The organism is Streptomyces sp. NBC_00582 (genome assembly GCF_036345155.1).
Classification (GTDB): Bacteria; Actinomycetota; Actinomycetes; order Streptomycetales; family Streptomycetaceae; genus Streptomyces.
In genome coordinates, this window is sequence record NZ_CP107772.1 from 3,132,064 (window position 1) to 3,155,248 (window position 23,185).

The following is a 23,185-nucleotide window of genomic DNA, read 5'->3' on the forward strand; positions in this document are numbered from 1 at the left end:
GCGGGCGCGGGGCCGGAGGTGGGCGCGGGGCCGGGGGCGGGCGCGGGGCCGGAGGTGGGCGCGGGGCCGCAGGCGGGCGCGGGGCAGGGGGCGGGCGCGGGGCCGGGGGCGGGCGCGGAGGCGGGCGCCGGGCCGGAAACTGGCGTGGTGCCGGAGGCGGGTGCGGGGCCGGAGGTGGGCGCGGGGCCGGGGGCGGGCGCGGGGCCGGGGGCGGGCGCGGAGGCGGGCGCCGGGCCGGAAACTGGCGTGGTGCCGGAGGCGGGTGCGGGGCCGGAGGTGGGCGCGGGGCCGGGGGCGGGCGCGGGGCCGGGGGCGGGCGCGGAGGCGGGGGCAGGCGCGGAGGTGGGCGCCGGGCCGGAAACGGGCGCGGTGCCGGAGGCGGGTGCGGGGCCGCAGGCGGGCGGCGCGGGGCCGCAGGCGGGCTCTGCCGACAGGGACGAGGAGACCGGGGCGGAGGCCGTCGGGGCCTCCGGTTGAGGGTGCGGCCGGGGGTGCTTGGGGGCAGGTCGGCCGGGTACCCGGCGTCTGCCGTGCCCGAGGTGCGGCCCTGTCGGCCGCCGGTGCCCGAGGAGGCTTTTCATGGGCGTGCAGGACCTGCCCGATCCCGTCCTTCACCGGCCCCCGCCCGGCCCCCCGGTGGACCCCGACGCCCTCGCGGCGGCGCTGCGGGCGCGGGTGGACGGGGAGGTGCGCTTCGACGCCGGGAGCCGGGCCGCGTACTCCACGGACGCCTCGAACTTCCGGCAGACCCCCATCGGCGTGGTCGTCCCGCGCACCCCCGAGGCGGCCGTGGAGGCGGTGGCGGTGGCCCGCGAGCACGGCGCGCCGGTGCTGTCGCGGGGCGGCGGGACCAGTCTGGCGGGGCAGTGCACCAACACGGCCGTGGTGATCGACTGGTCGAAGTACTGCGACCGGCTGGAGTCCGTGGACACGGACGCCCGCACCTGTGTCGTGCAGCCCGGCATCGTGCTGGACGACCTCAACCGGCGGCTGGCCCCGACCGGTCTGCGCTTCGGCCCGGAACCGGCCACCCATCGCAACTGCACGATCGGCGGCATGATCGGCAACAACTCCTGCGGTGCCACCGCGCAGGCGCACGGCAAGGTCGTCGACAACATCGCCCGCCTGGAGGTGCTGCTGTACGACGGCACCCGCTTCTGGTGCGGCGAGACCGACGACGAGGAGTACGCCGAGATCGAACGGCAGGGTGATCTGCGGGCCGCCGTGTACCGCCGGCTGCGCGCCCTGCGCGACACCCACGCCGACGAGATCCGCGACCGTTTCCCGCGGATCCCGCGCCGGGTCTCCGGCTACAACCTCGACTCGCTGCTGCCCGAGCACGGCTTCGACGTGGCCGGGCTGCTGGTCGGCAGCGAGTCGACGCTGGTGACGGTGGTGCGCGCGGAACTGGAACTGGTGCCCGTGGTCCGGGCACGCTCGCTGGTGGTGCTGGGGTTCCCCGACATCCCCCTGGCCGCGGACGCGGTGCCGACCGTGCTGCCGTACGAACCCATCGCGCTGGAGGGCGTCGACGCACGGCTGGTCAGGGACGAGCGGATCAAGCGGCTCAACGCCAAGGCCCTCTCCCAACTCCCCGAGGGCAACGCCTTCTTGATGGTGCAGTTCGGCGGCGAGACCCTCGACGAGGCGGACGAGCACGCGCACCGGATGCTGGACGGGCTGGACGAGAGCGAGCACGACGCGGAGGTCGCGTTCCTCGACGACCCGTCCCGCGAGGACGAGTTGTGGCAGGTGCGCGAGGCCGGCCTCGGCGCCACCGCGCACATCCCGGACCGCCCGGACACCTTCGAGGGCTGGGAGGACTCGGCGGTGCCGCCCGAACGGCTCGGCGACTATCTGCGCCGACTCCGGGCGCTCTTCGAGGAGTTCGGCTACCTCAGCGACACCGGGCCCAGTCTGTACGGGCACTTCGGGCAGGGCTGTGTGCACACCCGGATTCCCTTCGACCTGTACACCGCCGAGGGTGTGGCCGCCTACGCTCGGTTCATGCGGCAGGCCGCCGATGTGGTGGCCGAGTTCGGCGGCTCCCTCTCCGGTGAGCACGGCGACGGGCAGAGCCGGGGCGAGCTGCTGCCGAGGATGTTCGGCCCGCGGATCGTGGAGGTGTTCGGCCGGCTCAAGGCCGTCTTCGACCCCGAGGACCGGATGAACCCCGGGAAGGTCGTGGCGCCGTACCGTCTCGACGAGAACCTTCGGCTCGGCAGCCACTGGGCGCCGTACGACCCGCAGGACCTGTACTTCCGCTTCCCGCACGACGGCGGCTCGTTCGCCCAGGCCGCCAACCGGTGCGTGGGCGTGGGGAAGTGCCGGCAGCACACCACCGACGGCGGTGCGGTGATGTGCCCGTCCTACCAGGTCACGCGGGAGGAGGAGCACTCCACGCGCGGGCGGGCGCGGCTGCTGTTCGAGATGCTCGACGGGCACGGCGACGGCCCCGTGGGGGACGGCTGGCGGTCGGAGGCGGTGCGGGACGCGCTCGATCTGTGCCTGGCCTGCAAGGGGTGCCGGTCGGACTGCCCGGCCGATGTCGACATGGCCACGTACAAGGCGGAGTTCCTCGCCCACCACTTCGCGGGCCGCCCCTGGCGCAGGCCGCTGTCGGACTGGTCGATGGGCTGGCTGCCGGTCCTCGCGCAGGGCGTCGGCCGCGCCCGGCTGGGCCCGCTCGTCAACGCCCTCACCCATACCCCGCCGACGGCGCGGGCCGCGATCGCCGTGGCCGGGGTGGCGGACCGGGAGATCCCGCTGTTCGCCCCGGAGACCCTCCAGCAGTGGTACGGCCGCCATGAGCCGTACGGCGACGGCGCGCGCGGCACGGTGCTGCTCTGGCCGGACACCTTCACCAACCACTTCCATCCGCACCTCGGCCGCGCGGCCGTACGGGTCCTGGAGGCCGCGGGCTGGCGGGTGATCCTGCCCACCGAGCCGCTGTGCTGCGGGCTGACCTGGATCTCGACCGGACAACTGGCCTTCGCCCGCAGGGTGTTGACGCGTACCGTCGGCCATCTCGCCGGGCATGTGCGCGACGGCGGGCTGGTGGTCGGCCTGGAGCCGAGCTGTACGGCCGTGTTCCGTTCGGACGCGCCCGAGCTCTTCCCCGGCGACCACGACGTACGGCGGCTGCGCGACCGGACGGTGACGCTCGCGGAACTGCTCACCGAGCACAGCCCCGGCTACGAGCCGCCGCGGGTCCCGGCCCACGCGGCGCACGCGCTCGCGCAGGTGCACTGCCATCAGCACGCGGTGCTGGGCTGGGACGCCGACCGGGAACTCCTGCGCCGGGCCGGGGTCGACGCCGAGCGGCTCGACTCCGGCTGCTGCGGTCTCGCCGGCAACTTCGGCTTCGCCCGCGGGCATCTGGACGTCAGCCGTGCCTGCGCGGAACGCGTCCTGCTCCCCCGCCTGCGTGGGGCCGCCCCGGAGACGCCCGTCCTCGCCGACGGCTTCAGTTGCCGCACCCAGATCCACGAACTGGACAGCGGCGGCCATGAGGCGGTCCACCTGGCGGAGCTGCTGGCGAGCGGGCTGCCGCGGAACGGGGGTGCCCCCGGTGACGGTTTCGGCGGTTCGGTCCACGGGCTCGGGCCGGGTGTGCGGCCCGCTCCGCCGGGGGCGGTGGCCAGGGGGCTCGCCATGGCCGGGGCGGGGCTGGCGCTGGGCGGTGCCGTGGCCGGGGCGGCGGGGGTGGTGCGCAGGCTGCTGCGGGAGTGAGGGGTGCGCGAAGGGGGCCGGGCAGGGTGCCCGGCCCCCTTCGGAGTCCTCGGAGTGCTGTCGCCCGGTGTGCGGCCGCCGATTCCCGAAGGGTGCCGTCGCCCGGTGTGCGGCCACCCTTCCCGAGGGTGCCGTCGCCCGGTGTGCGGCCACCCTTCCCGAGGGTGCCGTCGTCTACCGCGCGGCCACCGATTCCCGAGGGTGCCGTCGTCTACCGCGCGGCCACCGATTCCCAAGGGTGCCGTCGCCTACCACGCGGCCACCGATTCCCAAGGGTGCCGTCGTCTACCGCGCGGCCACCGATTCCCGAGGGTGCCGTTGTCTACCGCGCGGCCGCCGTCTCCCGCACCTGTTCGGTCCGCGCCGCGTCCTGGCCGCGGTCCGCGCCGGCTGCCCTGCGGCCCGGCAGGACCGCGAGGACGATCAGTGTGCCGGCGGCCATGACGATGCCGCCGATGAGGCTGGTCTGGGCGACGCTGTGGGCGAAGGCCTCGTGGACGGCGTCGAGCAGGGCCTGGGCCTGCTGGGAGCCGCCGGCCGGGTCCCGGGCGATCTGCTCGGCGACCGCGATGCCACCGCCCACCGAGTCCTTCGCCGCGTCCAGGGCGGTGGCCGGGAGGTGACCGCCGACCAGGTCGGTCAGCCGGTCACGGTAGGCGGTGCCCAGCAGCGAGCCGAGCACGGCGATACCGAGGGAGCCGCCCAGTTCCAGCGCGGTGTCGTTGGCGCCGCCGCCGACGCCCAGCTCCGACTCGGGGAAGGAGCCCATGATCGTGTCGGTGGCCGGGGAGACGCTCAGCCCGATCGCGAAGCCGAGCAGCAGCAGCGAGGGCAGGAAGTCCGTGTAGGTGGAGCCGGTTCCGACGCGGGTGAGCAGGAAGACGCCCACGCTGCCGAGGGCCATGCCGGCCACCACCATGGGCTTCATGCCGAGCTTCGGGGTGAGCCGCCCGGTGGCCGCCGCGCCGGCGAACACCGCACCGGCCAGCGGCAGGAGACGTACGCCGGTCTCCAGCGCGTCGTAGCCGAGGACGAACTGCAGGTACTGGGTCGCGTAGTAGATCGAGCCGAAGGTGCCGAAGAAGAAGAACAGCACCGCGAGCATCGACCCGCTGAACGGCCGTCGGGCGAACCTGCGCACGTCCAGCATGGGGTGCGGGTGGCGCAGCTCCCAGGCGACGAAGGCCACCAGGCCCACGCCGGCCACCACGGCCGCGGTGATCGGGCCGGTGCCCCAGCCGAAGTGCGGGCCCTCGATCGTGGCGTACACCAGGGAGCCGACCGAGAGGATCGACAGGAGTCCGCCGACGTAGTCGATCCGGCCCATGCCCGCCGCCTTCGACGGCGGGACCAGGGTGAGGGCGCCGAGGACGGCGACGACCGCGATGGGGACGTTGATCAGGAAGGTGGAGCCCCAGGCGTGGTCCTCCAGCAGCCAGCCGGCGACCAGCGGGCCCACCGCGATGGCGAGACCGGAGGTGGCGGTCCAGGCCGTGATGGCCCGGGCCCGCTCCCGCTTGGGGAACATCGCGACCAGCAGCGAGAGCGTGGCCGGCATGACCACGGCGGCGCCGACGCCCATGATCGCGCGGGCGGTGATCACCAGGGCGGTCCCGTCCACCAGGCTGCCCATCACCGAGCCGCCCGCGAAGATCAGCAGGCCCAGGACCAGGGCGCCACGGCGGCTGTACTTGTCGCCGATCGAGCCCAGGACCAGCATCAGCGCCGCGTACGGGACGGTGTAGCCGTCGATGACCCACTGCAGGTCGCTGCTGGAGAGGTCCAGGTCCTTCGTCATGTCGGGCGCGGCCACGATCAGCGAGGTGTTCGCCATGACGACGATCAGCAGACTCAGGCAGAGGACGAGAAGAGCCCACCAGCGCCGCGCGTACGGCCCGGTCATCTTCTCCACGGGGGTGTTGGCGAACAACGGCATCGGGGACCCACTCCTGGCGGCGACGAGGGCGACGGATAATTACCCACTGATGTGCAGACTAGTTGATTGCTCAGCGGTGTGCAAATAGTGGGCGGGGGCCGGAAACGCCGAAGGGGGCCCTCGGGGAGGGCCCCCTTCCGCACGTCCCGCACCCCGCGTGCCGCTACTCCACGGCCGTCCCGTCCGGCGCGGTCTCCTCGACCACCGCGCTCGCCCGGTCCGCCGGCACCCCGGCAGCGACGAGGGTGACGACGGCGATCCGGGTGCCGTCGTCCTCCAGCGCACCGGTGTTGACCTGCTCCAGCAGCGCGAAGTGCATCGCCTCCAGACCGGCGCTCAGCACGGCGGGCGGAAGCTGGGCGTGGAAGACGCCGTCGCGCTGACCGCGCTCCAGGATCGACGTGACCTCGTCCCTGGCCGGCGCCAGGATCTCGGCGACGCGCTCCACGCCCAGATCGCGCCGGGCGAGCGCCAGCAGCAGCCGGTAGCGGTCGCCGACGGGCCAGATGCACCGCATGAAGTGCGCGAGCGCCCGCTCGGCCGGCTCCTCGGGCGGGCTCGCGGTCTCCAGCACCCCGCGCAGCGCCTCGGACGCCTCCTCGGCGAGCGCCTCCAGCAGCGCGGCCCGCCCGGGGAAGTGCCCGAAGAGCGTGCGTCGTACGACACCCGAGGCGCGCGCCAGCTCCTCCAGGGTGACGTCCGGGTTGCGGCCGAGCTCACGGCGGGCCGTCTCGAGGATGCGCGCCCGGTTGGACCGCGAGTTTCGGCGCTGCGGCTCGCGGGCCACGGGCTTGGTCACGGTGGAACCTCGGTGGATCTCGAATACGGACGGCGGACGCCCATTCTGGCACGGCCCCCATGGGACTCACCGGCCCCGTCGGGCCCGGGGAAACCACTCCCCCGCTCCTTCTTACGCCACGATATCGGGACGAACCAGCCCCGAGACGACACACCAAACTTGTCACTCTCGTTTTCTTGAACTCTTCGTGTTTAGCCCGGTAGGTTGTCCCCATGACCACGCCCCAGCCCCGAACCGTCGCCGATGAGCTGCGCGGTGCCGGCCTGCGGGTGACGGCCGCCCGCGTCGCACTGCTGGAGACCGTCCGCCGCGGCGATCACCTCGATGTCGAGGCGATCGCGACCGGAGTGCGCGACCGCGTCGGCCACATCTCCGTCCAGGCCGTGTACGAGGCGCTGCACGCGCTGACCGCGGCCGGACTCGTCCGCCGTATCGAGCCGCCCGGCAGCCCGGCGCGGTTCGAGGGACGCGTCGGGGACAACCACCACCACCTCGTGTGCCGCTCGTGCGGCGTCGTCGCCGACGTCGACTGCGCGGTCGGGCACGCCCCCTGTCTCACCGCGTCCGACGACCGGGGCTTCGCGATCGACGAGGCCGAGGTCATCTACTGGGGCCTGTGCCCCGCCTGTTCCACCGCCGGAACCGCAACACCCTGAATCCCCCCTTTCGGAAGGAACCCTCTATGTCCGAAACCCCCTCGTCCGAGGCGAAGTGCCCCGTCGCTCACGACCGTGCGGCACACCCCACCCAGGGCGGCGGCAACCGCCAGTGGTGGCCGGAGCGCCTCAACCTGAAGATCCTCGCCAAGAACCCGGCGGTGGCGAACCCGCTCGGTGAGGACTTCGACTACGCGGAGGCGTTCAACAGCCTCGACCTGGCGGCCGTCAAACAGGACATCGCCGCGGTACTGACCGAGTCGCAGGACTGGTGGCCCGCCGACTTCGGCAACTACGGCCCGCTGATGATCCGTATGGCCTGGCACAGCGCCGGCACCTACCGCATCTCCGACGGCCGCGGCGGCGCCGGCGCCGGTCAGCAGCGCTTCGCGCCGCTGAACAGCTGGCCGGACAACGGCAACCTGGACAAGGCCCGCCGTCTGCTGTGGCCCGTGAAGAAGAAGTACGGCCAGGCGCTGTCCTGGGCCGACCTGATGGTCCTCACCGGCAACGTGGCCCTGGAGCAGATGGGCTTCGAGACCTTCGGCTTCGGCGGCGGCCGCGCCGACGTCTGGGAGGCCGAGGAGGACGTCTACTGGGGTCCCGAGAAGGTGTGGCTGGACGACCAGCGCTACACCGGCGACCGCAACCTGGAGAGCCCGCTCGGCGCCGTCCAGATGGGCCTCATCTACGTCAACCCCGAGGGCCCCAACGGCAACCCGGACCCGATCGCCGCGGCCCGCGACATCCGTGAGACCTTCCGGCGCATGGCGATGAACGACGAGGAGACCGTCGCCCTCATCGCCGGTGGCCACACCTTCGGCAAGACCCACGGCGCCGGCCCGGCGGACCACGTCGGCGCCGAGCCCGAGGCCGCCCCGATCGAGGCGCAGGGCCTCGGCTGGGCGAGCACCTACGGCTCCGGCAAGGGTGGCGACGCCATCACCTCCGGCCTGGAGGTCACCTGGACCGCCACGCCGACCCGGTGGAGCAACGGGTTCTTCAAGAACCTGTTCGAGTACGAGTACGAGCTGACCGAGTCCCCGGCCGGCGCCAAGCAGTGGGTCGCCAAGGACGCCGAGGCGATCATCCCCGACGCGCACGACCCGTCGAAGAAGCACCTGCCGACCATGCTCACCACCGACCTGTCGCTGCGTTTCGACCCGGTCTACGAGCAGATCTCGCGCCGCTTCTACGAGAACCCGGCCGAGTTCGCCGACGCGTTCGCCCGCGCCTGGTTCAAGCTGACCCACCGTGACATGGGCCCGAAGTCGCTGTACCTCGGCCCCGAGGTCCCGGAGGAGACCCTGCTGTGGCAGGACCCGCTGCCGGAGGCCGAGGGCGAGCCCATCGACGCGGCCGACATCGCGGCCCTCAAGGCCAAGCTGCTCGCCTCGGGTCTGACGGTCTCCCAGCTGGTGTCCACCGCCTGGGCGTCCGCCTCCACCTTCCGCGGCAGCGACAAGCGCGGCGGTGCCAACGGCGCCCGCATCCGCCTGGAGCCCCAGCGCGGCTGGGAGGCCAACGACCCCGACCAGCTCCGTCACGTCCTCACCGTCATCGAGGGCGTCCAGGCCGAGTTCAACACCGGTGCCAAGAAGGTCTCCGTGGCCGACCTGATCGTCCTCGGCGGTGCCGCGGCGATCGAGAAGGCCGCGAAGGACGCCGGCTTCGACGTGGAGGTCCCCTTCACGCCGGGCCGTGTCGACGCGACCGACGAGCACACGGACGCCGAGTCGTTCGCCGCGCTGGAGCCGTACTGGGACGGCTTCCGCAACTACACCGGCAAGGGCACCCGCCTGCCGGCCGAGTACCTGCTGCTCGACAAGGCGAACCTGCTCACCCTGAGCGCCCCCGAGACGACCGTCCTCGTCGGCGGTCTGCGGGTCCTCGGCGCCAACACCGGCGGCTCCAAGCACGGTGTCTTCACCGACACCCCGGGCGTCCTGACCAACGACTTCTTCGTCAACCTGCTCGAGCTGGGCACGACGTGGAAGGCCACCTCGGAGGACCAGCACACCTTCGAGGGCCGCGACGACGCGGGCAACCTGAAGTGGACCGGCACCCGTGCCGACCTGGTCTTCGGGTCCAACTCCGAGCTGCGCGCCCTCGCCGAGGTCTACGCGAGCGACGACGCGAAGGAGAAGTTCGTGAACGACTTCATCGCGGCGTGGGTCAAGGTCTCGAACCTGGACCGCTTCGACCTGATCTGACGGTGAACCGACGGAGGGCGTCCGGGCAGGCCCCGGGCGCCCTTCGGCGTGTGCGGATCAGGACGAGCTGGGGCCCGACCGGTCCGGCGGGGTGTGGTCGCCCCGCACGACGCCGATCTGGCCGCGATGTACTGCGACCGGCTCCTCGTGACGTGTGACGTGTACGGAGTCCGTGCCGCCGTCACCCGCCCCGCCCCCGGGGACCGGCGGCACATACGCTTCCTGGGCACGCTCCCCACTCCTGGAGGATCCGCCTCGTGACCAGCCGTGTCAGCTTCGTCCCGCCCGCGATGAACACCTCCTTGCGCCTGGCCCGTTTCGACGACGGATGCTCCCTCGACGCGGGCGGGGAGGCACGGGCGCGGGCCGCCGCGGGATCCCTGCGCCCGGCGGTGCGGGTCCTGGTCTCCCCCAGCGCGCGCTGCCGGGAGACGGCGGCCGCCCTCGGTCTCGACGCGGTCGGGGAGGAGCGGCTGGCGGGGCTGGACATGGGGCGCTGGCGGGGCCTGACGCTCGACGAGGTCGGCGCGGCCGAGCCGCAGGAGGTGGGCCGCTGGCTGGCCGACCCGGACGCGGCGCCGCACGGCGGGGAGTCCGTCACCGACCTGTGCGCACGGGTGGGCCGCTGGCTGGACACGGCGCGCGAGACGGAGGGTCACACGATCGCGGTGGTGGAGCCGGAGATCGTACGGGCCGTGGTGGTGCGGGTGCTCGGCGCGCCGACGGCGGCGTTCTGGCGGCTGGACGTGCCTCCGCTGAGCGTCACCTCGGTCAGCGGGCGGGACGGCCGGTGGAACCTGCGGCTCGGGCAGCCGCTGGACCCGGCCGCCGCATGACAGGGCCCCCGGACGGATCCGGGGGCCTGTCGTCATGCGGGTCGGTTCACTGCGGGACGGTCACCGCCGCCCTCGCCGGTGCCTTCGCGGGCCTGGGGTCAAGGAGCCGTTCGGCCATTTCGCCGAAGACCAGGCCGAAGCCCGTCCACAGCGTGATCTGCAGGGCGAGGGTGGAGAGGCGGAACCGCCACAGCAGGGTCGCCGGGAAGTCCGCCGGGACCTCGTTGACCGCGGGCAGGAACGCGTACGCCAGACCGATCAGGGCGACGAAGCCGAGCACGGCGACGACGGTGGCGTACCAGGTGCCGAGCCTCGGCGCGAGCCGCTTGCCGGCGATCACCGCGGCGATCGCGAGGAGCACGCCGAGCAGCATCATCAGGAAGAACAGGATGGTGCGCTTGGCGATGGTGTCGTGGTCGCCGACCGCGGGCGGGTTGGCGGGGTACTTCAGGAACGGCACCACGTACACGGCGATCAGCGCGGCCCCCGAGAGCAGCAGCGCCGTGGCCCGCGGGCCGAAGCGGCCGACGCGGCCGAGGGCGAAGCAGTAGGCGAGGGCGGCGATACCGCCGAAGGCGACTCCGTAGACCAGGACGCCGGTGGCGAGACCGGCGGTGGACTGCAGGGAGCGGGAGACGAGTTCGACCTCGTGCTCGTGGGCGGGGGCGTGGGACTCCTCGAAGCCGATGGCGCTGTCGACGTTCGGTTCGCCCAGGAAGTAGGCGACGACGAGGGCGAGCACGCCGGCCGCGAGGCCGGCGAGCATGCCCCGCACCAGAAGGTTTCGCACGGTTGCGGAGTTCATTGCGGTGCGGCGTCCCTCGTCAGTGGCAGGGGAAGCCGAGCAGGTGGCGGGCGTCGTGCACCCACTCGTGGACTCCCTCGCCGGAGACGACGGAGGTGGCGCCCTGTTCGGCGCCGACGAAGTACAGCAGGACCAGCATCAGGATGCCGAAGAAGACCGCCCAGGGGGCGATGTCCCTCAGCGGCAGCTTGGCGGGAACGGCGGGTGCGGCGGTGGTCGGCTGGGCGACGTGCTGCGCCATGGCAGGGCCTCCTCTGGGAGTTCGCGTCCCATCTCGGTGGTGCACAGGACGACGGCCCCGGGTCTGACTCGCGGCCCGCCCCCCGAGAAGGGAACGCACCGTTCACAGTGGCGCGACCGTGCCGGATTTCCACCGGCTTCCGTGTTTCCGTCGTCGATATCAGAGTGAAGGTACCCTGCCCGGCCGAACTGGCCAATACCGCATGGCCCGACGTGATCCTGCTCTCCCGTCCTCGGCCGGTCCGTCCGAGGTCCTCTCCCGCAACGGCCGGGCCGGCCATGGCGAACTGGCCGACGCCATGGTCTGGTCGGAGTCGACCGTACGCCGTCGCACGGACCACCTGCGGCGCACCGGCGTCCTGCGCCACGAGGAGCGGTTGCCTCTCTGTGCCGCGGACGCCCGGTCGCCCGGGCCCGCGCCTGGTACCTCGCCGCCCTCGACACCGGCGCGGTCGTGGGCGCCGCCGACAAGCGGCTCACGCCCCCGGAGTCACTCGGCTCCTGGCCCCTGTCCGAGGTCTGGCCGGGCGGTTACATCGCCTCCGTCGACGTCCGCCCGGTGGCACCCCCGCAGCCGGGCCGTACGACGGCCTGGGTCTCCACGCCGCTGGAACTGGTCGCGGGTGTCCCCGTCAGCCCGGTCGCCTCGTTTTTGGCGCTGGTCGACACCGCCAACGGGATCGCCGTACGGCAGTCGCCCGGGGCGTGGATGTTCCCGAACGTCGACCTGACGGTCCATCTGCACCGACAGCCGCGCGGCGCCTGGACGGGGCTGGACACCACGGTCACCTTCGGCCCGTCCGGGCAGGGCCTGACGAGTACGGTCCTGCACGACGTGGACGGGCCGGTCGGCACCGCCCAGCCAGATCCTCACGGTCCGCCCGCTGCCGGGGGCGTGAGACACCGCTTCCGGCCACGGCGGCGAGGCACGGCCCGGACGCCGACGAGGGTGCGCCGACCGGGAGTTCGGTGCCGTCGGGCGTCGAGCGAGCCACCGTGGGCCGGTGGGCTCCCCGTGGTCATCGGGGCAGCGCGTCCAGGCGGCCCTCACCGACGAAGGCGACCTCGCCGCCGACCCGTACGGACGGGATGTCCTCCCCATGGCCGTGGGCGCCGATCGTCATCTCGCCGGCGCGTCCGGTGAACCGTCCCTGGCGCAGGGTCACGGTCGTCCCGTCGCCGATACGGCCGTGGCGGCGCAGGTAGGCGGCGGCGCACCCCGCTCCGCTGCCGGTGGCCACGTCCTCGGTCAGACCGTCGTTGTTCCAGTGCCGCGCCTCCAGGCCGGCGACGTCGAGGACGTACGCGAACTGCGCGCCGAGCGCGGCCAGCCGGCCGGTGATGTCGGAGGTGATGCGGGCACGGGCCAGGACGCCCGGGCGGACCGGGAGCACCAGATAGCGCAGCCCAGTCGAGACGACCTCCGGGGGCAGGTCCGGGTCCAGGTCGTCCGCGTCGAGCCCGAACCACGCGGCCAGATCTCCGACCGCAGCCGTGTCCGGACGGCCGAGGAAGGCGGCCCGGCCCTGGTCGAGCACGCTCGCGTACCGCCCGGGCCCGCGCCGCTCCGTGGCCACCGTCACCGTGCGGGCCCTCAGCCGCAGTGTCCACGTCCCGTGCGCGCCGGCGCCGTGCAGGGCGTGCAGCACACAGGCGGCGCCGATGACCGGATGTCCGGCGAAGTCCAACTCCTCGGCGAGGTCGAAGACCCGCGCCTGCCAGCGGGGGCCGCCCTCCTCCGTCTCCTCCCTCGCGAGGAAGACCGACTCGAAGTGGCGCAGCTCCCGGGTGATCCGCTGCATCTGGTCCCCGGTGAGCCCGGCGCGGTCCTGGAAGACCGCGAGGCTGTTGCCGTTGTAGGGCCGACCGGTGAAGACGTCGACGTGGTGGTAGCGCATACCGCCACGCTACGGGCCGTGCGGCTGCGCGGGAGGCGTCGGCGGACCGCCGTCGGAGGAGAGCGACGTGGCAGCCGTACGCGCAACGGGCTCCACCTCGCGGCCGGCGACAGTCGACGCGGCCGAGCGGTACGAGGGGAGACGGGGCGAAATCTTCGCCGCGCCGTACGCGACCGCCCGAGCGGCCGAGAAACCTGCCGCGCCGGTTCGATCCGCCGGCGGCCCGCGGCTGATCGCCGTCGGCGCCACGGACGACGAGCAGAGCGTCGCAGACATCGGAGCACTGTGGCAGGTCCAGGTGCGAGAGCTCATCGAGGCCGGGGCAGTCACCCGTGGGGAACTGCGGGCCCTGCTGGTGTCGTTGCGGCGGCTCGCCGACGGCTCGGAAGGACGCCGTGGGACCGTGCGCAACACGATCGTCGGCGGCGTGCACCACGGTCCGGTCATCCAATCAGGCCAGATCACCGGCCTCACCCTTCACACCCGTCACGCCCCGGGGCCCGAAGAGGGCTGAGGGCAGGGGGCGGCGGGCGGACGTCGGGGGCGTGCCCCGCGGCCGAGGACCGGCCTCACAGCAGCCCTCCGCCGGGCACAAGCCGATCACTACCGCACACCACCGGCGCCGGAGGAGGGCCGGTGAAGGAGATCGTCAGAGAATCCGATCAAGTCTCAAAGCTTGAGCACAAATTACACACATCCTCTCTTCATACCGGTTCGGATGGTCTAGATTGACCGTGCTTCAGCTGATCGGACACACGGCGACCATTAATGATCAATAGGTCCGGCGCCATGGAAAACCAGCAGTCACGTCCCCGGCGTCGGGCGTGGGGTGATCAATTCTTGGAGCCCCGAAGGGGCCTGCGGTGCGGGGAGCACCTGAGGTCCCGACGGTTTCACGCGCACCTCGGGAATCCGGCAGGACCTGCGAATCCACCGGATCCCCGTGCGGGAGGCGGGGGCCTCCCGTGGGGAGAAGCGGCGCGGCGCAAGGGGGCGGGGGCCTCCTGAGGGGAGGAACAGTGCGGGGGCGGGGGCCCCCGGGGGGAGGCAGCAGTGTTGGGCGAACACGTCGAACCACTGGGGAACCTGGGGGGTTCTGTGCGGCAAGGGGGACTTGTCAGCCCGTTCATGTCGGCGCGCGAGCGTCTGGTGAACGGAACAATCAGCCAACCCGCGACCGGCTGGGAGCAGCAGTACCGCCGTACCGTGATCACCACCGATACCGTGACCACGTCCTGCGTCGTGGCGGCGATCGGCGAGTTCTTCGGAGCCCGGGACGCGGCCAACTGGCATGAGAAGTGGGGGATTCTCGCCTTCGGCACCGAGCTGCTGGTGCTGGGCGCGCTCGCGGTGAGCCGGTCGTGGGCTCCGGCCGTGCTCGGCCAGGGCGCCGAGGAATTCCGCCGGCTCGGGCGCTCGCTGTTCGCGGCGACCGTCGTCCTGGCGCTCGGCGGGATCGCCCTCACCTCGCGCAACATCAAGCTCTGGATCTTCGTGGCCATCCCGGCGATCGCGGTCACCACCATGACCGCGCGGTATCTGCTGCGCCTTCGGCTGCACAAACAGCGGAAGGAAGGACGGTGTCTGCGACCGGTGCTCGCCGCCGGGAGCCCGGCCACCGTGCGCGACCTGATCACCCGGACCCGTAAGTTCCCGCACCTCGGCTGGCGGGTGGACGCGGTGTGCACGACGGACGGTCCCGGGCTCGACGGTGACCTGCTGGACGGCGTGCCGGTCGTCGGCCGGCTGGCGGACGTCGCCAAACACGTCCACGGCGACGGCTACCGTGTCGTCGCGGTCACCCCGGACCCGCACTGGTCACCGCAGCGGCTGCAACGGCTGGCCTGGAACCTCGAAGGCACCGACGCCGAGATGGTCGTGGCCCCCGTGCTGATGGAGGTGGCCGGACCGCGGCTGCACGTCGACGCGGTGCTCGGGATACCACTGCTGCGGGTCAGCATGCCGACCTTCACCGGCGGCCGCCGGGCCGTCAAGATGGTCGTCGACCGGCTGGGCGCGGCGATCCTGCTGCTGCTGTTCGCGCCGCTGATGGTGTGCGTGGGACTGCTCGTTCTGGTGGACAGCCGGGGCGGGGTGTTCTACCGCCAGCGCCGGGTCGGCAAGGACGGCCGCGAGTTCACCATTCTCAAGTTCCGCACCATGGTCGCCGGGGCCGACCGGGCCCGTGCCGCGCTGGCCGACCGCAACGAGGGCGCGGGCCCGCTGTTCAAGCTCCGCCGGGATCCACGGGTGACCCGGGTGGGAGCGGTGCTGCGCAGGTACTCGCTCGACGAGCTCCCGCAGCTCTTCAACGTACTCAGCGGATCGATGTCGCTCGTCGGTCCGCGGCCTCCCCTGCCGGAGGAGACCGCCGCGTACGGCCCGGACATCCGGCGGCGGCTGCTGGTCAAGCCCGGGCTCACCGGTCTGTGGCAGATCAGCGGACGCAGCGATCTGTCGTGGGAGGAGGCGGTGCGGCTGGACCTCCGGTACGTGGAGGACTGGTCGCTCGCCCTCGACACAGTGATCTTGTGGAAGACGCTGCGAGCGGTGCTCTATGGGCAGGGGGCCTACTGATGGGCGGAAATCGTCGTCCGGCCGATGCGCGGACCGCAGGCCCGCGCGGGCCTGTCCGGGGGAGGAACGGGTCATGAGGGTCAGCGTTTTCGGGCTCGGCTACGTGGGCTGCGTGTCGGCCGCGTGCCTGGCCAGCATGGGGCACGAGGTCATCGGGGTCGACGTCAACCAGGTGAAGGTCGACCTGGTCAACGACGGCAAGGCCCCGGTGGTCGAGGAGCGGATCGGCGAGCTCATCGCCGAGGTCGTGGGGTCCGGGGCGTTGCGCGCCACCCAGGACGTCCGCGAGGCGATCATGGAGAGCGAGGTGTCGCTGGTCTGTGTGGGCACGCCCTCGGAGCCCAACGGCAGCCTGTGCACCACCTACTTGGAGCGGGTCACCGAGGAGATCGGCGCCGCGCTGGCCGAGCGGGGTGGGCGGCACACCGTCGTCTTCCGCAGCACCATGCTGCCGGGCACCTGTCTGAACCTGCTGGTGCCGATCCTGGAGAAGTACGTCGGCGGCACGGCCGGGGTGGACGTCGGGGTCGCGGTCAACCCGGAGTTCCTGCGTGAGGGCACGAGCGTGCGGGACTTCTTCGACCCGCCCAAGACCGTCGTCGGCGAGCTCGACCCGGCGAGCGGCGACGCGGTGCTGGCGCTGTACGAGGGCCTGCCCGGCGAGGTGTTCCGGGTGCCGATCCCGACGGCCGAGGCGATCAAGTACGCGGACAACGCCTTCCACGGTCTCAAGATCGGCTTCGCGAACGAGCTGGGCGCGGTGTGCCAGGCGCTCGGCGTGGACTCGCACCAGGTGATGGACGTGTTCCTCGCCGACCGCAAGCTGAACATCAGCCCGGCCTATCTGCGGCCCGGCTTCGCCTTCGGCGGCTCCTGCCTGCCGAAGGACCTGCGCAGCCTGGTGCACGCGGCGCAGCGGGCCGACGTCTCGGTGCCCATCCTCTCCCATGTGCTGCCCTCCAACTCCGACCATCTCCAGCGCGCGGTGGAGCTGGTCGAGCGCACCGGCAAGCGCCGGGCGGGCCTGTTCGGGCTGTCCTTCAAACCCGGCACCGACGACCTCCGCGAGAGCCCGCTCGTCGAGCTGGCGGAGAGGCTCTTCGGCAAGGGGTACGACCTGAAGATCTACGACGCCAACGTGAGCCTGTCCCGGCTGCTCGGCGCCAACCGCGAGTACATCGAGACCCGGCTGCCGCACCTCGCGCAGCTGCTCGCGGACTCCGTCGACGAGGTCCTCGAGCACGCCGAGGTGTGCCTGGTCGGGACCAAGGACCCGGACGTGCTGTCGGCGCTGCCCCACGGCGGCGACGGCCCGGTGATCGTCGACCTCATCCGCCTTCCCGACGCCGAGACGCGCCGGACCGAACCGGGGTACGTGGGCCTTGCTTGGTGACACATCGTTCGGTGACACGGCCGGCGGCGACCGGCCGGGCCGGCGCGCGCTGATCCTGGTGGAGAACCTGTCGGTGCCGTTCGACCGGCGGGTGTGGCAGGAGTGCACGACCCTGCGCGACGCGGGCTGGACGGTGCACGTCATCTGTCCGCAGGGCAGCAAGCGGGACACGGAGGCGGAGGCGGAGATCGACGGGGTGCGGATCCACCGCTACCCGTTGCGCGCGGCCACCGGAGGGCCGGCCGGCTATCTGCGGGAGTACGGATCGGCGTTGTGGCACACGGTCCGGCTGGCGCGGAAGGTCGGCCCGGTCGACGTGGTCCACGCCTGCAACCCGCCCGACCTGCTGTTCCTGCCGGCCCTGTGGCTGAAGCGGCGCGGGGCACGGTTCGTCTTCGACCAGCACGACCTGGTGCCCGAGCTGTACCTCTCCCGGTTCGGCCGCGGCGAGGACCTGCTCTACCGCGCCGTGTGCGCGCTGGAGAGGATGACCTACCGGGCGGCGGACGTCGTGCTCGCCACGAACGAGAGCTACCGCGACGTCGCGGTGCGCCGTGGCGGCCGGCGGCCGGAGGACGTCTTCGTGGTGCGCAGCGCGCCCGACGTCGACCGGTTCCACCCGGTGCCGCCCGAGCCGGAGCTGAAGCGCGGCAAGCCCCATCTGCTGTGCTACCTCGGTGTGATGGGCCCGCAGGACGGCGTCGACTACGCCTTGCGGGCCCTGGCGAAGCTGCGCGACGAGTTCGGGCGGACCGACTGGCACGCGGTGTTCGTCGGCGCGGGCGACTCCTTCGAGGCGATGGTGGAGCTGTCCGGGCGGCTCGGGCTCTCGGAGCAGGTGCAGTTCACCGGGCGCATTCCGGACGCCGACCTGGCGCGGTACCTGTCCACCGCGGACGTGTGCCTCTCCCCCGACCCGCGCAATCCGCTCAACGACGTGTCGACCATGAACAAGGTCCTCGAGTACATGGTGATGGGCCGGCCGATCGTCTCGTTCGACCTGAAGGAGGCGCGCGTCTCCGCCGGTGACGCCGCCGTCTACGCGCCCGCCGACGACGAGTCCGAGTTCGCCGGGCTCGTGGCGCTGCTGCTGGACGATCCGGAGAAGCGGGCCCTGATGGGCAAGATCGGCCAGGAGCGGGTCGGCGGTCCGCTCTCCTGGCGGAACTCCCAGCGAGCTCTGCTCGCCGCCTACGCCGCCGCGTGCCGTGACCGGGCCGCGGTGCCGGCTCGCGACCCGGACCGGGAAGGGGAAGGGCCGCACCATTGAGCGATGACACGATACGCCTGGTCACCATCGGGCGGATTATCCGTCGGCGCTGGCGGCTGCTCACCCTCCTGGCCCTGGTGGGTGCGCTCGTCGGCTACGGCGCCTCCGTGCTGTTCCCGCCGCGGTACACGACCTCGACGTCGGTGCTGCTGCCGGGGACCTGGGAGGAGCGCGAGCTGCTGACGCAGACGGAGGTGGCGACCAGTTCGGTGGTGGTCGACCGTGCGGCGGCCACCCTCGCCTGGCCCGGGGTGAGCGCCGCCGATCTGCGGGATCGGGTCAGCGCCAAGGCCACCGACGGGAACATCATCAAGATCTCCGGCACGGCCGACACCCCGGAGCACGCCCAGCGGCTCTGCGACCAGGTGGCCAAGGAGTTCGTCTCCTACGCCACGCGGATCGCGACCGCGAGCGGCGACCCCGGAGCGGCGGAGGAACTCGCCGCGCTTCAGCAGTCGGTGCAGGACACCAGCCGCCGCATCAGCGATCTGGCCGACGCGGCCGATCCGGGGCAGACCGTGGAGAGCGTGCAGACACGCACCGAGCTGGAGCAGCTGCGCACCGCGCTGCGGGAGGCCATCACCACGCTGAAGCAGGCCGACCCGGCCGACTCCGAGGCGAAGAACATGGTCGTCATGGGGTCGGCGGCCCGGCCGACCGGCGAGGCACCGCCCACGAGGACGCAGCTCATCGCCGGCGGAGCGCTGCTGTTCTTCCTGGTCGCGGTCATCGGCCATCTCACCGCCGCGCGGATGAGCCGTCGGCTGCGCGGCGAAGCGGAGATCACCGCCGCGCTGGGCTCGGAGCTGCTGGGTACCGTCGACGTGCCCGTCGAACGTCCCCTGCACCGGCCGAAGGGCAAGGGCCCGCGGGCCTGGCTCCGCCGGCTGCTGGGCCTCGACGTCCGGTGGGACATCCCCACCCCGCAGACGGGCGACGAGGCGAGCAGGCAGATCCGCTACCGGCGGGTGTGCTCCCGTCTCCGGGACCGGCTGCCGGCCCCGCGGCGGCTGCTGATCGTCGTCCCCGAGGGCGACGAGATCGCCCGCCGGGCCGCCGGGCAGCTCGTCGCCGACGCCGGGAGCGATCCGCTGCTGCGAGCCGTGACGGTCCCGGTGTCCCGGCCGATGGTGCCGGACCGCGACCACGAGGCCGGTGTCCTGGTCGTGCTCAGCGCCGGCAGCTGGACCGCCGGGGAGCTCGCCGGTATCGCCGAGGCGTGTGCGGACGCCAAGCACGCGGTCGTCGGCATCGTCCTCGCCGGTCCGGTCCGTGCGACGCGGTCGGCCGACCACCCTCGGCATGCCGCCGTACCCGCGTTCGCGGCCCTCGACAGCGAACTGGACGACGCGACAGGAGTCACAGGGTGACGACGAGTACGACCGCGGAGTCGTCGGCCGCTGCTCCGCTGCTTGACCTTCAGGCCCTGGTGGCGGCGGTGCGCAGGCGGCGCCGCCTCTGGTGCTCCCTCGCGCTGCTGGGGCTGCTCCTCGGCGCGGCGGTGGCTTTCCTGCTGCCGCAGCCGCCGACCGCGGTGACCAAGGTGCTGGTCGCGCACGAGGAGGACCAGCCGAACGACCCCGGAACGCTGATCCGCACCGACGTCGCGCTGCTGCAGACCACACGGATCGCCGACACGGCCCTGAAGTCCCTCAAGTCCCAGGAGAATGCCGAGGACTTCATGCGGGACTACAGCGGTGCCGGTCTGACCAACAACATGCTGCAGATCACCGTGACCGGTGACAGCGAGGCGGAAGCGGTGGCCCGCGCCAAGGCGTTGGCCGACGCGTTCGTCGCGGACCATGTGAGGCGGATACAGGGGGCCGCGAACGCCGAGGCCAAGGCCCTGCTCGACCAGCGTGACCAGCTGAAGCACCAACTGGCCCAGGTCAACAAGGCGATCGGAGACGGAACGCGAACGAGCGAGCCGGAGTCGTCGGCGGACCTGGAGTCGCTCTACGCCCGCCGGGCCGAACTCACCTCGCAGATCACCGATTTCGGCCAGCGTGCCGGGGAGGCGAGCGTCGGCACGCCCCGGCTCGTCGCCGGCACGCAGATCGTGGACGCCCCGCACGTGGTGCGGCGCTCCCTGCCCAAGGCCGCCGCCACCGACGCCGCGATCGGGCTCTTCCTCGGGCTCTTCCTCGGTCTCGCGGTGGCCGCGGTCGCCGCGGTGGTGGCGGACCGTCCCGTGCTGCGCCGGGAGATCGCCGCGAACCTGGGCGCCTCGGTCATCGCGGAGCTGCCCCACCGGCCGGCCGGGCGATGGCAGCGCCGCCGGGTCCGGGCCGCACGCGAACGGCTCACCACGTCCTTGGCCCGCCACGTGCGCGCCTCGGCGGAACCCGTGTCGCTGCTGGAACTGGGCTGCGCGCGCAACACGAGCGTGATCGCCCTGGACCTCGCCAGGGCACTGGCGGCGGAGGGGCCGGTGGTCGTCGTCGACGGTCTGCCCGGCCGGCAGCTCGCCGGCCGCCGCCCGAAGCCGGGGGACCCGGCCGTGGTCACCGGCGAGCGTGCCGCGGCCGTGTCGCGCGAGGAGCGCCGGCTGGGCGTCGGCTCGGTGGCGCCGGGCACGGCGTGGACCGACCTCCAGTACCTCGGCACTCGGACCGTGCTCGTCGTGCGTGCCGGGCACGGCAGCGCCGCATGGCTGCACACCGTGGCGCGGCAGCTCGCCGACCAGCACATTCCGGTGATCGGTGTGGTGCTGATCGACCCCGATCCGCGTGACCGGACCGACGGCACGCTGTGGGACGGGCTGCAGGGCGCGCTGCGCGGCCAGAACGAGCGGCCGGCCCGGCAGAACGGGACGGTACCGCGGCGGGCGGAGCGGCTGCCGATGTGGGCGGCACGAGTCCCGGACAGCGACCAGGAGGCTCAGTAGGACATGTGTGGCATCGCAGGAGCTTACCGATGGCCGGACGGGAAGGCCGTGACCGACCGGCTCACCGATACCCTCGCCCACCGCGGTCCGGACGGGGCGGGCCGGTACAGCCACCCCGCCGGTGACGGCGAAGTGCACCTCGGGCACCGCCGGCTGGCCATCATCGACCTGTCCGACACCGGCGCCCAGCCGATGGTCTCGGACGGCCTCGTCCTGACGTACAACGGCGAGCTGTACAACGCGCCCGAACTGCGTGCCGAACTGGCGGCCGCCGGGGTGCGCTTCCGCGGTACCTCCGACACCGAGGTGCTGCTCGAGGCCTGGCGGCGCTGGGGCACGGACTGCCTGCCCCGGCTGCGCGGCATGTTCGCGTTCGGGATCTTCGACGAGCGCACCGGTGAGCTGGTGCTCGCCCGCGACCAGCTCGGCATCAAGCCGCTGTTCCTGCTGCGGCGCGGCGAGGGTCTGGTGTTCGCCTCCGAGCTGAAGGCGCTCGCCGCCGTGACCGGCGGCGGGCTGGAGGTGGACCACGCCGCGCTGGTGGCCTCGCTCCTCTACTACTGGGTGCCGGACTCGCGGTGCGCGTTCCGCGAGGCGGAGAAGCTGCCGCCGGGGAGCTGGCTGCGGTGCCGGCCCGACGGCCGGGTGGAACGCGGCCGGTTCTGGAACCTCAAGGACGTCGCCGCCGAGGGCCGGGAGCGGGCCCGGGCCGGTGAACTGCCGGACCTGGCGGCCGTCGTCGAGGAGTCGACCCGGCGCCATCTGCTCTCCGACGTCCCCGTGGCGACCTTCCTCTCCGGCGGCCTCGACTCCAGCTACCTGACCGCGCTGGCGGCGCGCGAGCGGCCCGGGATCTCCGCCTACACGATCGGGTTCCGCGCCGAGGACGCCCGGTTCGAGGCGATGCCGGACGACCTGCGCTACGCCCGGCAGGTGGCCGAGCGGTTCGGCGTCGACCTGCACGAGATCGAGATCGCCCCGAACGTGCTCGACCTGCTGCCGCAGATGACGTACAGCCTGGACGAGCCGATCGGCGACCCCGCCGCGATCAACACCTTCCTGATCTGCTCGGCCGCCCGGGAGGCCGGGGTCAAGGTGATGCTCTCCGGGATGGGCGCCGACGAGTTGTTCGCCGGGTACCGCAAGCACCTGGCCAACCTGATCGCGCTGCGCTACCAGCGGGTCCCGCGGCCCCTGCGGCGCGGGGTGTCCGGTGTCGTGGACCGGCTGCCGGTGGCCACCTCCCGCCGGGGCCTGAGGTCGGTGCGCTTCGCGAAGCGGTTCCTCTCCTTCGCCGATCTGCCGGAGGAGACCGCGTTCCGGCGCAGCTACACCATGTACGACCAGGACGAGTTGCTCGCCCTGATCGATCCGGACCTGGCCGGGACGGTCGAGGACGTGCTGACCGAGCACGCGGACGTCTACCAGGACAACGAGCTCGACGACTTCGTCAACCGCATGTGCCTGGGCGACGCCCGGATGTTCCTGCCGGGCCTCAACCTCGCCTACACCGACCGGTCGAGCATGGCCGCGTCGACCGAGGTGCGGGTGCCGTATGTGGACGTCGAGGTGGTCAGGGCGGCGTTCGCGGTGCCCGGCGATCGCAAGATCGTCGGTCGGCAGGGCAAGGCGGTCCTCAAGGAGGCGGCCACCTCCATCCTGCCCCGGGAGATCGTGTACCGGCCCAAGGGCCTGTTCAGCGCCCCGCTGCGGGCCTGGATGAGCCGGGACCTGGCGCCGCTGGTGCGCGAGGTGGTCAACGACGGCGAGCTCGTCCGCTCGGGGTTCCTGCGCCGCGACGCGCTGGCGCGGATGGTCGCCGAGGACGCCGCCGGACAGCAGGACTTCTCCAAGCATCTGTGGCATGTGCTGACCCTCGAGTACTGGTACCGCGACGCGACCTCCGGGTCCGGCCAGAGCACTCGGCTGACGGCTTAGGAATC

The 23,185-nt window shown here is 72.7% G+C and carries 16 protein-coding genes, 1 pseudogene and 1 riboswitch; of the genes and pseudogenes, 12 read left to right on the forward strand and 5 right to left on the reverse strand.

What is annotated here, in order from left to right:
- Positions 1-579: 579 nt before the first annotated feature.
- Positions 580-3,732, forward strand: a complete 3,153-nt coding sequence (locus tag OG852_RS13530; RefSeq protein WP_330348050.1) for an FAD-binding and (Fe-S)-binding domain-containing protein — start codon at positions 580-582, stop codon at positions 3,730-3,732.
- A gap of 322 nt (positions 3,733-4,054) precedes the next feature.
- Here the strand turns inward: OG852_RS13530 and OG852_RS13535 are convergent, their stop codons facing one another.
- The gene (locus OG852_RS13535; protein ID WP_330348051.1) at positions 4,055-5,668 is read right to left on the reverse strand and encodes an MFS transporter; all 1,614 of its coding nucleotides are present in this window, start codon (positions 5,666-5,668) and stop codon (positions 4,055-4,057) included.
- Positions 5,669-5,831: 163 nt separating this feature from the next.
- Positions 5,832-6,467 (reverse strand): TetR/AcrR family transcriptional regulator, encoded by a 636-nt coding sequence (locus OG852_RS13540; protein WP_330348052.1) that lies wholly within the window; start codon positions 6,465-6,467, stop codon positions 5,832-5,834.
- A gap of 212 nt (positions 6,468-6,679) precedes the next feature.
- Between OG852_RS13540 and OG852_RS13545 the strand changes: the two genes are divergently transcribed.
- The 3 genes from OG852_RS13545 (at position 6,680) to OG852_RS13555 (ending at position 10,172) form a co-directional block, all read left to right on the forward strand.
- Positions 6,680-7,123, forward strand: a complete 444-nt coding sequence (locus OG852_RS13545) for a Fur family transcriptional regulator (RefSeq protein WP_133914124.1) — start codon at positions 6,680-6,682, stop codon at positions 7,121-7,123.
- Positions 7,124-7,149: 26 nt separating this feature from the next.
- On the forward strand, positions 7,150-9,336 hold the full coding sequence (gene katG / locus OG852_RS13550) for a catalase/peroxidase HPI (protein WP_330348053.1): 2,187 nt from the start codon (positions 7,150-7,152) through the stop codon (positions 9,334-9,336).
- A 257-nt stretch (positions 9,337-9,593) separates the two neighbouring features.
- Positions 9,594-10,172 carry a histidine phosphatase family protein gene (locus tag OG852_RS13555; RefSeq protein WP_330348054.1) on the forward strand — a complete coding sequence of 193 codons (579 nt, stop codon included), beginning with the start codon at positions 9,594-9,596 and terminating at the stop codon, positions 10,170-10,172.
- 46 nt (positions 10,173-10,218) lie between these two features.
- On the opposite strand, the gene OG852_RS13560 is transcribed toward OG852_RS13555, so the two are convergent.
- Positions 10,219-10,977 (reverse strand): CbtA family protein, encoded by a 759-nt coding sequence (locus OG852_RS13560; protein ID WP_330348055.1) that lies wholly within the window; start codon positions 10,975-10,977, stop codon positions 10,219-10,221.
- Positions 10,978-10,996: 19 nt separating this feature from the next.
- Positions 10,997-11,218 carry a CbtB domain-containing protein gene (locus OG852_RS13565; RefSeq protein ID WP_133914120.1) on the reverse strand — a complete coding sequence of 74 codons (222 nt, stop codon included), beginning with the start codon at positions 11,216-11,218 and terminating at the stop codon, positions 10,997-10,999.
- A 36-nt stretch (positions 11,219-11,254) separates the two neighbouring features.
- A riboswitch (cobalamin riboswitch) is annotated at positions 11,255-11,410 on the reverse strand.
- Positions 11,411-11,611: 201 nt separating this feature from the next.
- Here OG852_RS13565 and OG852_RS13570 point away from each other — a divergent pair.
- Positions 11,612-12,116: pseudogene (locus OG852_RS13570) on the forward strand (thioesterase family protein); the annotation flags it as partial.
- Between the two features lie 120 nt (positions 12,117-12,236).
- Here the strand turns inward: OG852_RS13570 and OG852_RS13575 are convergent.
- Positions 12,237-13,115, reverse strand: coding sequence for a PhzF family phenazine biosynthesis protein (locus OG852_RS13575; protein ID WP_330348056.1), 879 nt, complete (start codon positions 13,113-13,115; stop codon positions 12,237-12,239).
- 67 nt (positions 13,116-13,182) lie between these two features.
- Here OG852_RS13575 and OG852_RS13580 point away from each other — a divergent pair, with 67 nt between their 5' ends.
- The 7 genes from OG852_RS13580 (at position 13,183) to asnB (ending at position 23,180) form a co-directional block, all read left to right on the forward strand.
- A complete protein-coding gene (locus tag OG852_RS13580; RefSeq protein ID WP_133914118.1) occupies positions 13,183-13,629 on the forward strand; it encodes a hypothetical protein in 447 nt (148 codons plus the stop codon).
- Between the two features lie 584 nt (positions 13,630-14,213).
- Positions 14,214-15,692: a sugar transferase gene (locus tag OG852_RS13585; RefSeq protein WP_133914117.1), complete on the forward strand. Its 1,479-nt coding sequence runs from the start codon at positions 14,214-14,216 to the stop codon at positions 15,690-15,692.
- Between the two features lie 73 nt (positions 15,693-15,765).
- The gene (locus OG852_RS13590; protein WP_330348057.1) at positions 15,766-17,085 is read left to right on the forward strand and encodes a nucleotide sugar dehydrogenase; all 1,320 of its coding nucleotides are present in this window, start codon (positions 15,766-15,768) and stop codon (positions 17,083-17,085) included.
- Positions 17,075-18,355 (forward strand): glycosyltransferase family 4 protein, encoded by a 1,281-nt coding sequence (locus OG852_RS13595; RefSeq protein WP_133914115.1) that lies wholly within the window; start codon positions 17,075-17,077, stop codon positions 18,353-18,355. The genes OG852_RS13590 and OG852_RS13595 overlap by 11 nt, the downstream gene beginning before the upstream one ends.
- On the forward strand, positions 18,352-19,725 hold the full coding sequence (locus tag OG852_RS13600; protein WP_330348058.1) for a Wzz/FepE/Etk N-terminal domain-containing protein: 1,374 nt from the start codon (positions 18,352-18,354) through the stop codon (positions 19,723-19,725). Before OG852_RS13595 ends, OG852_RS13600 begins: the two co-directional genes overlap by 4 nt.
- Complete coding sequence (locus tag OG852_RS13605) at positions 19,722-21,242, forward strand: Wzz/FepE/Etk N-terminal domain-containing protein (protein ID WP_133914113.1); 1,521 nt, start codon at positions 19,722-19,724, stop codon at positions 21,240-21,242. Before OG852_RS13600 ends, OG852_RS13605 begins: the two co-directional genes overlap by 4 nt.
- 3 nt (positions 21,243-21,245) lie before the next feature.
- A complete protein-coding gene (gene asnB, locus OG852_RS13610) occupies positions 21,246-23,180 on the forward strand; it encodes an asparagine synthase (glutamine-hydrolyzing) (RefSeq protein ID WP_330348059.1) in 1,935 nt (644 codons plus the stop codon).
- Positions 23,181-23,185 lie beyond the last annotated feature (5 nt).

Bases quoted from the DNA above. Each gene is read 5' to 3' on its own strand.
- OG852_RS13545 (WP_133914124.1), top strand. From the start codon at position 6,680: ATGACCACGCCCCAGCCCCGAACCGTCGCCGATGAGCTGCGCGGTGCC.
- OG852_RS13535 (WP_330348051.1), bottom strand. From the start codon at position 5,668: ATGCCGTTGTTCGCCAACACCCCCGTGGAGAAGATGACCGGGCCGTAC.
- OG852_RS13565 (WP_133914120.1), bottom strand. From the start codon at position 11,218: ATGGCGCAGCACGTCGCCCAGCCGACCACCGCCGCACCCGCCGTTCCC.
- asnB (WP_330348059.1), top strand. From the start codon at position 21,246: ATGTGTGGCATCGCAGGAGCTTACCGATGGCCGGACGGGAAGGCCGTG.
- OG852_RS13530 (WP_330348050.1), top strand. From the start codon at position 580: ATGGGCGTGCAGGACCTGCCCGATCCCGTCCTTCACCGGCCCCCGCCC.
- OG852_RS13575 (WP_330348056.1), bottom strand. From the start codon at position 13,115: ATGCGCTACCACCACGTCGACGTCTTCACCGGTCGGCCCTACAACGGC.
- katG (WP_330348053.1), top strand. From the start codon at position 7,150: ATGTCCGAAACCCCCTCGTCCGAGGCGAAGTGCCCCGTCGCTCACGAC.
- OG852_RS13560 (WP_330348055.1), bottom strand. From the start codon at position 10,977: ATGAACTCCGCAACCGTGCGAAACCTTCTGGTGCGGGGCATGCTCGCC.
- OG852_RS13590 (WP_330348057.1), top strand. From the start codon at position 15,766: ATGAGGGTCAGCGTTTTCGGGCTCGGCTACGTGGGCTGCGTGTCGGCC.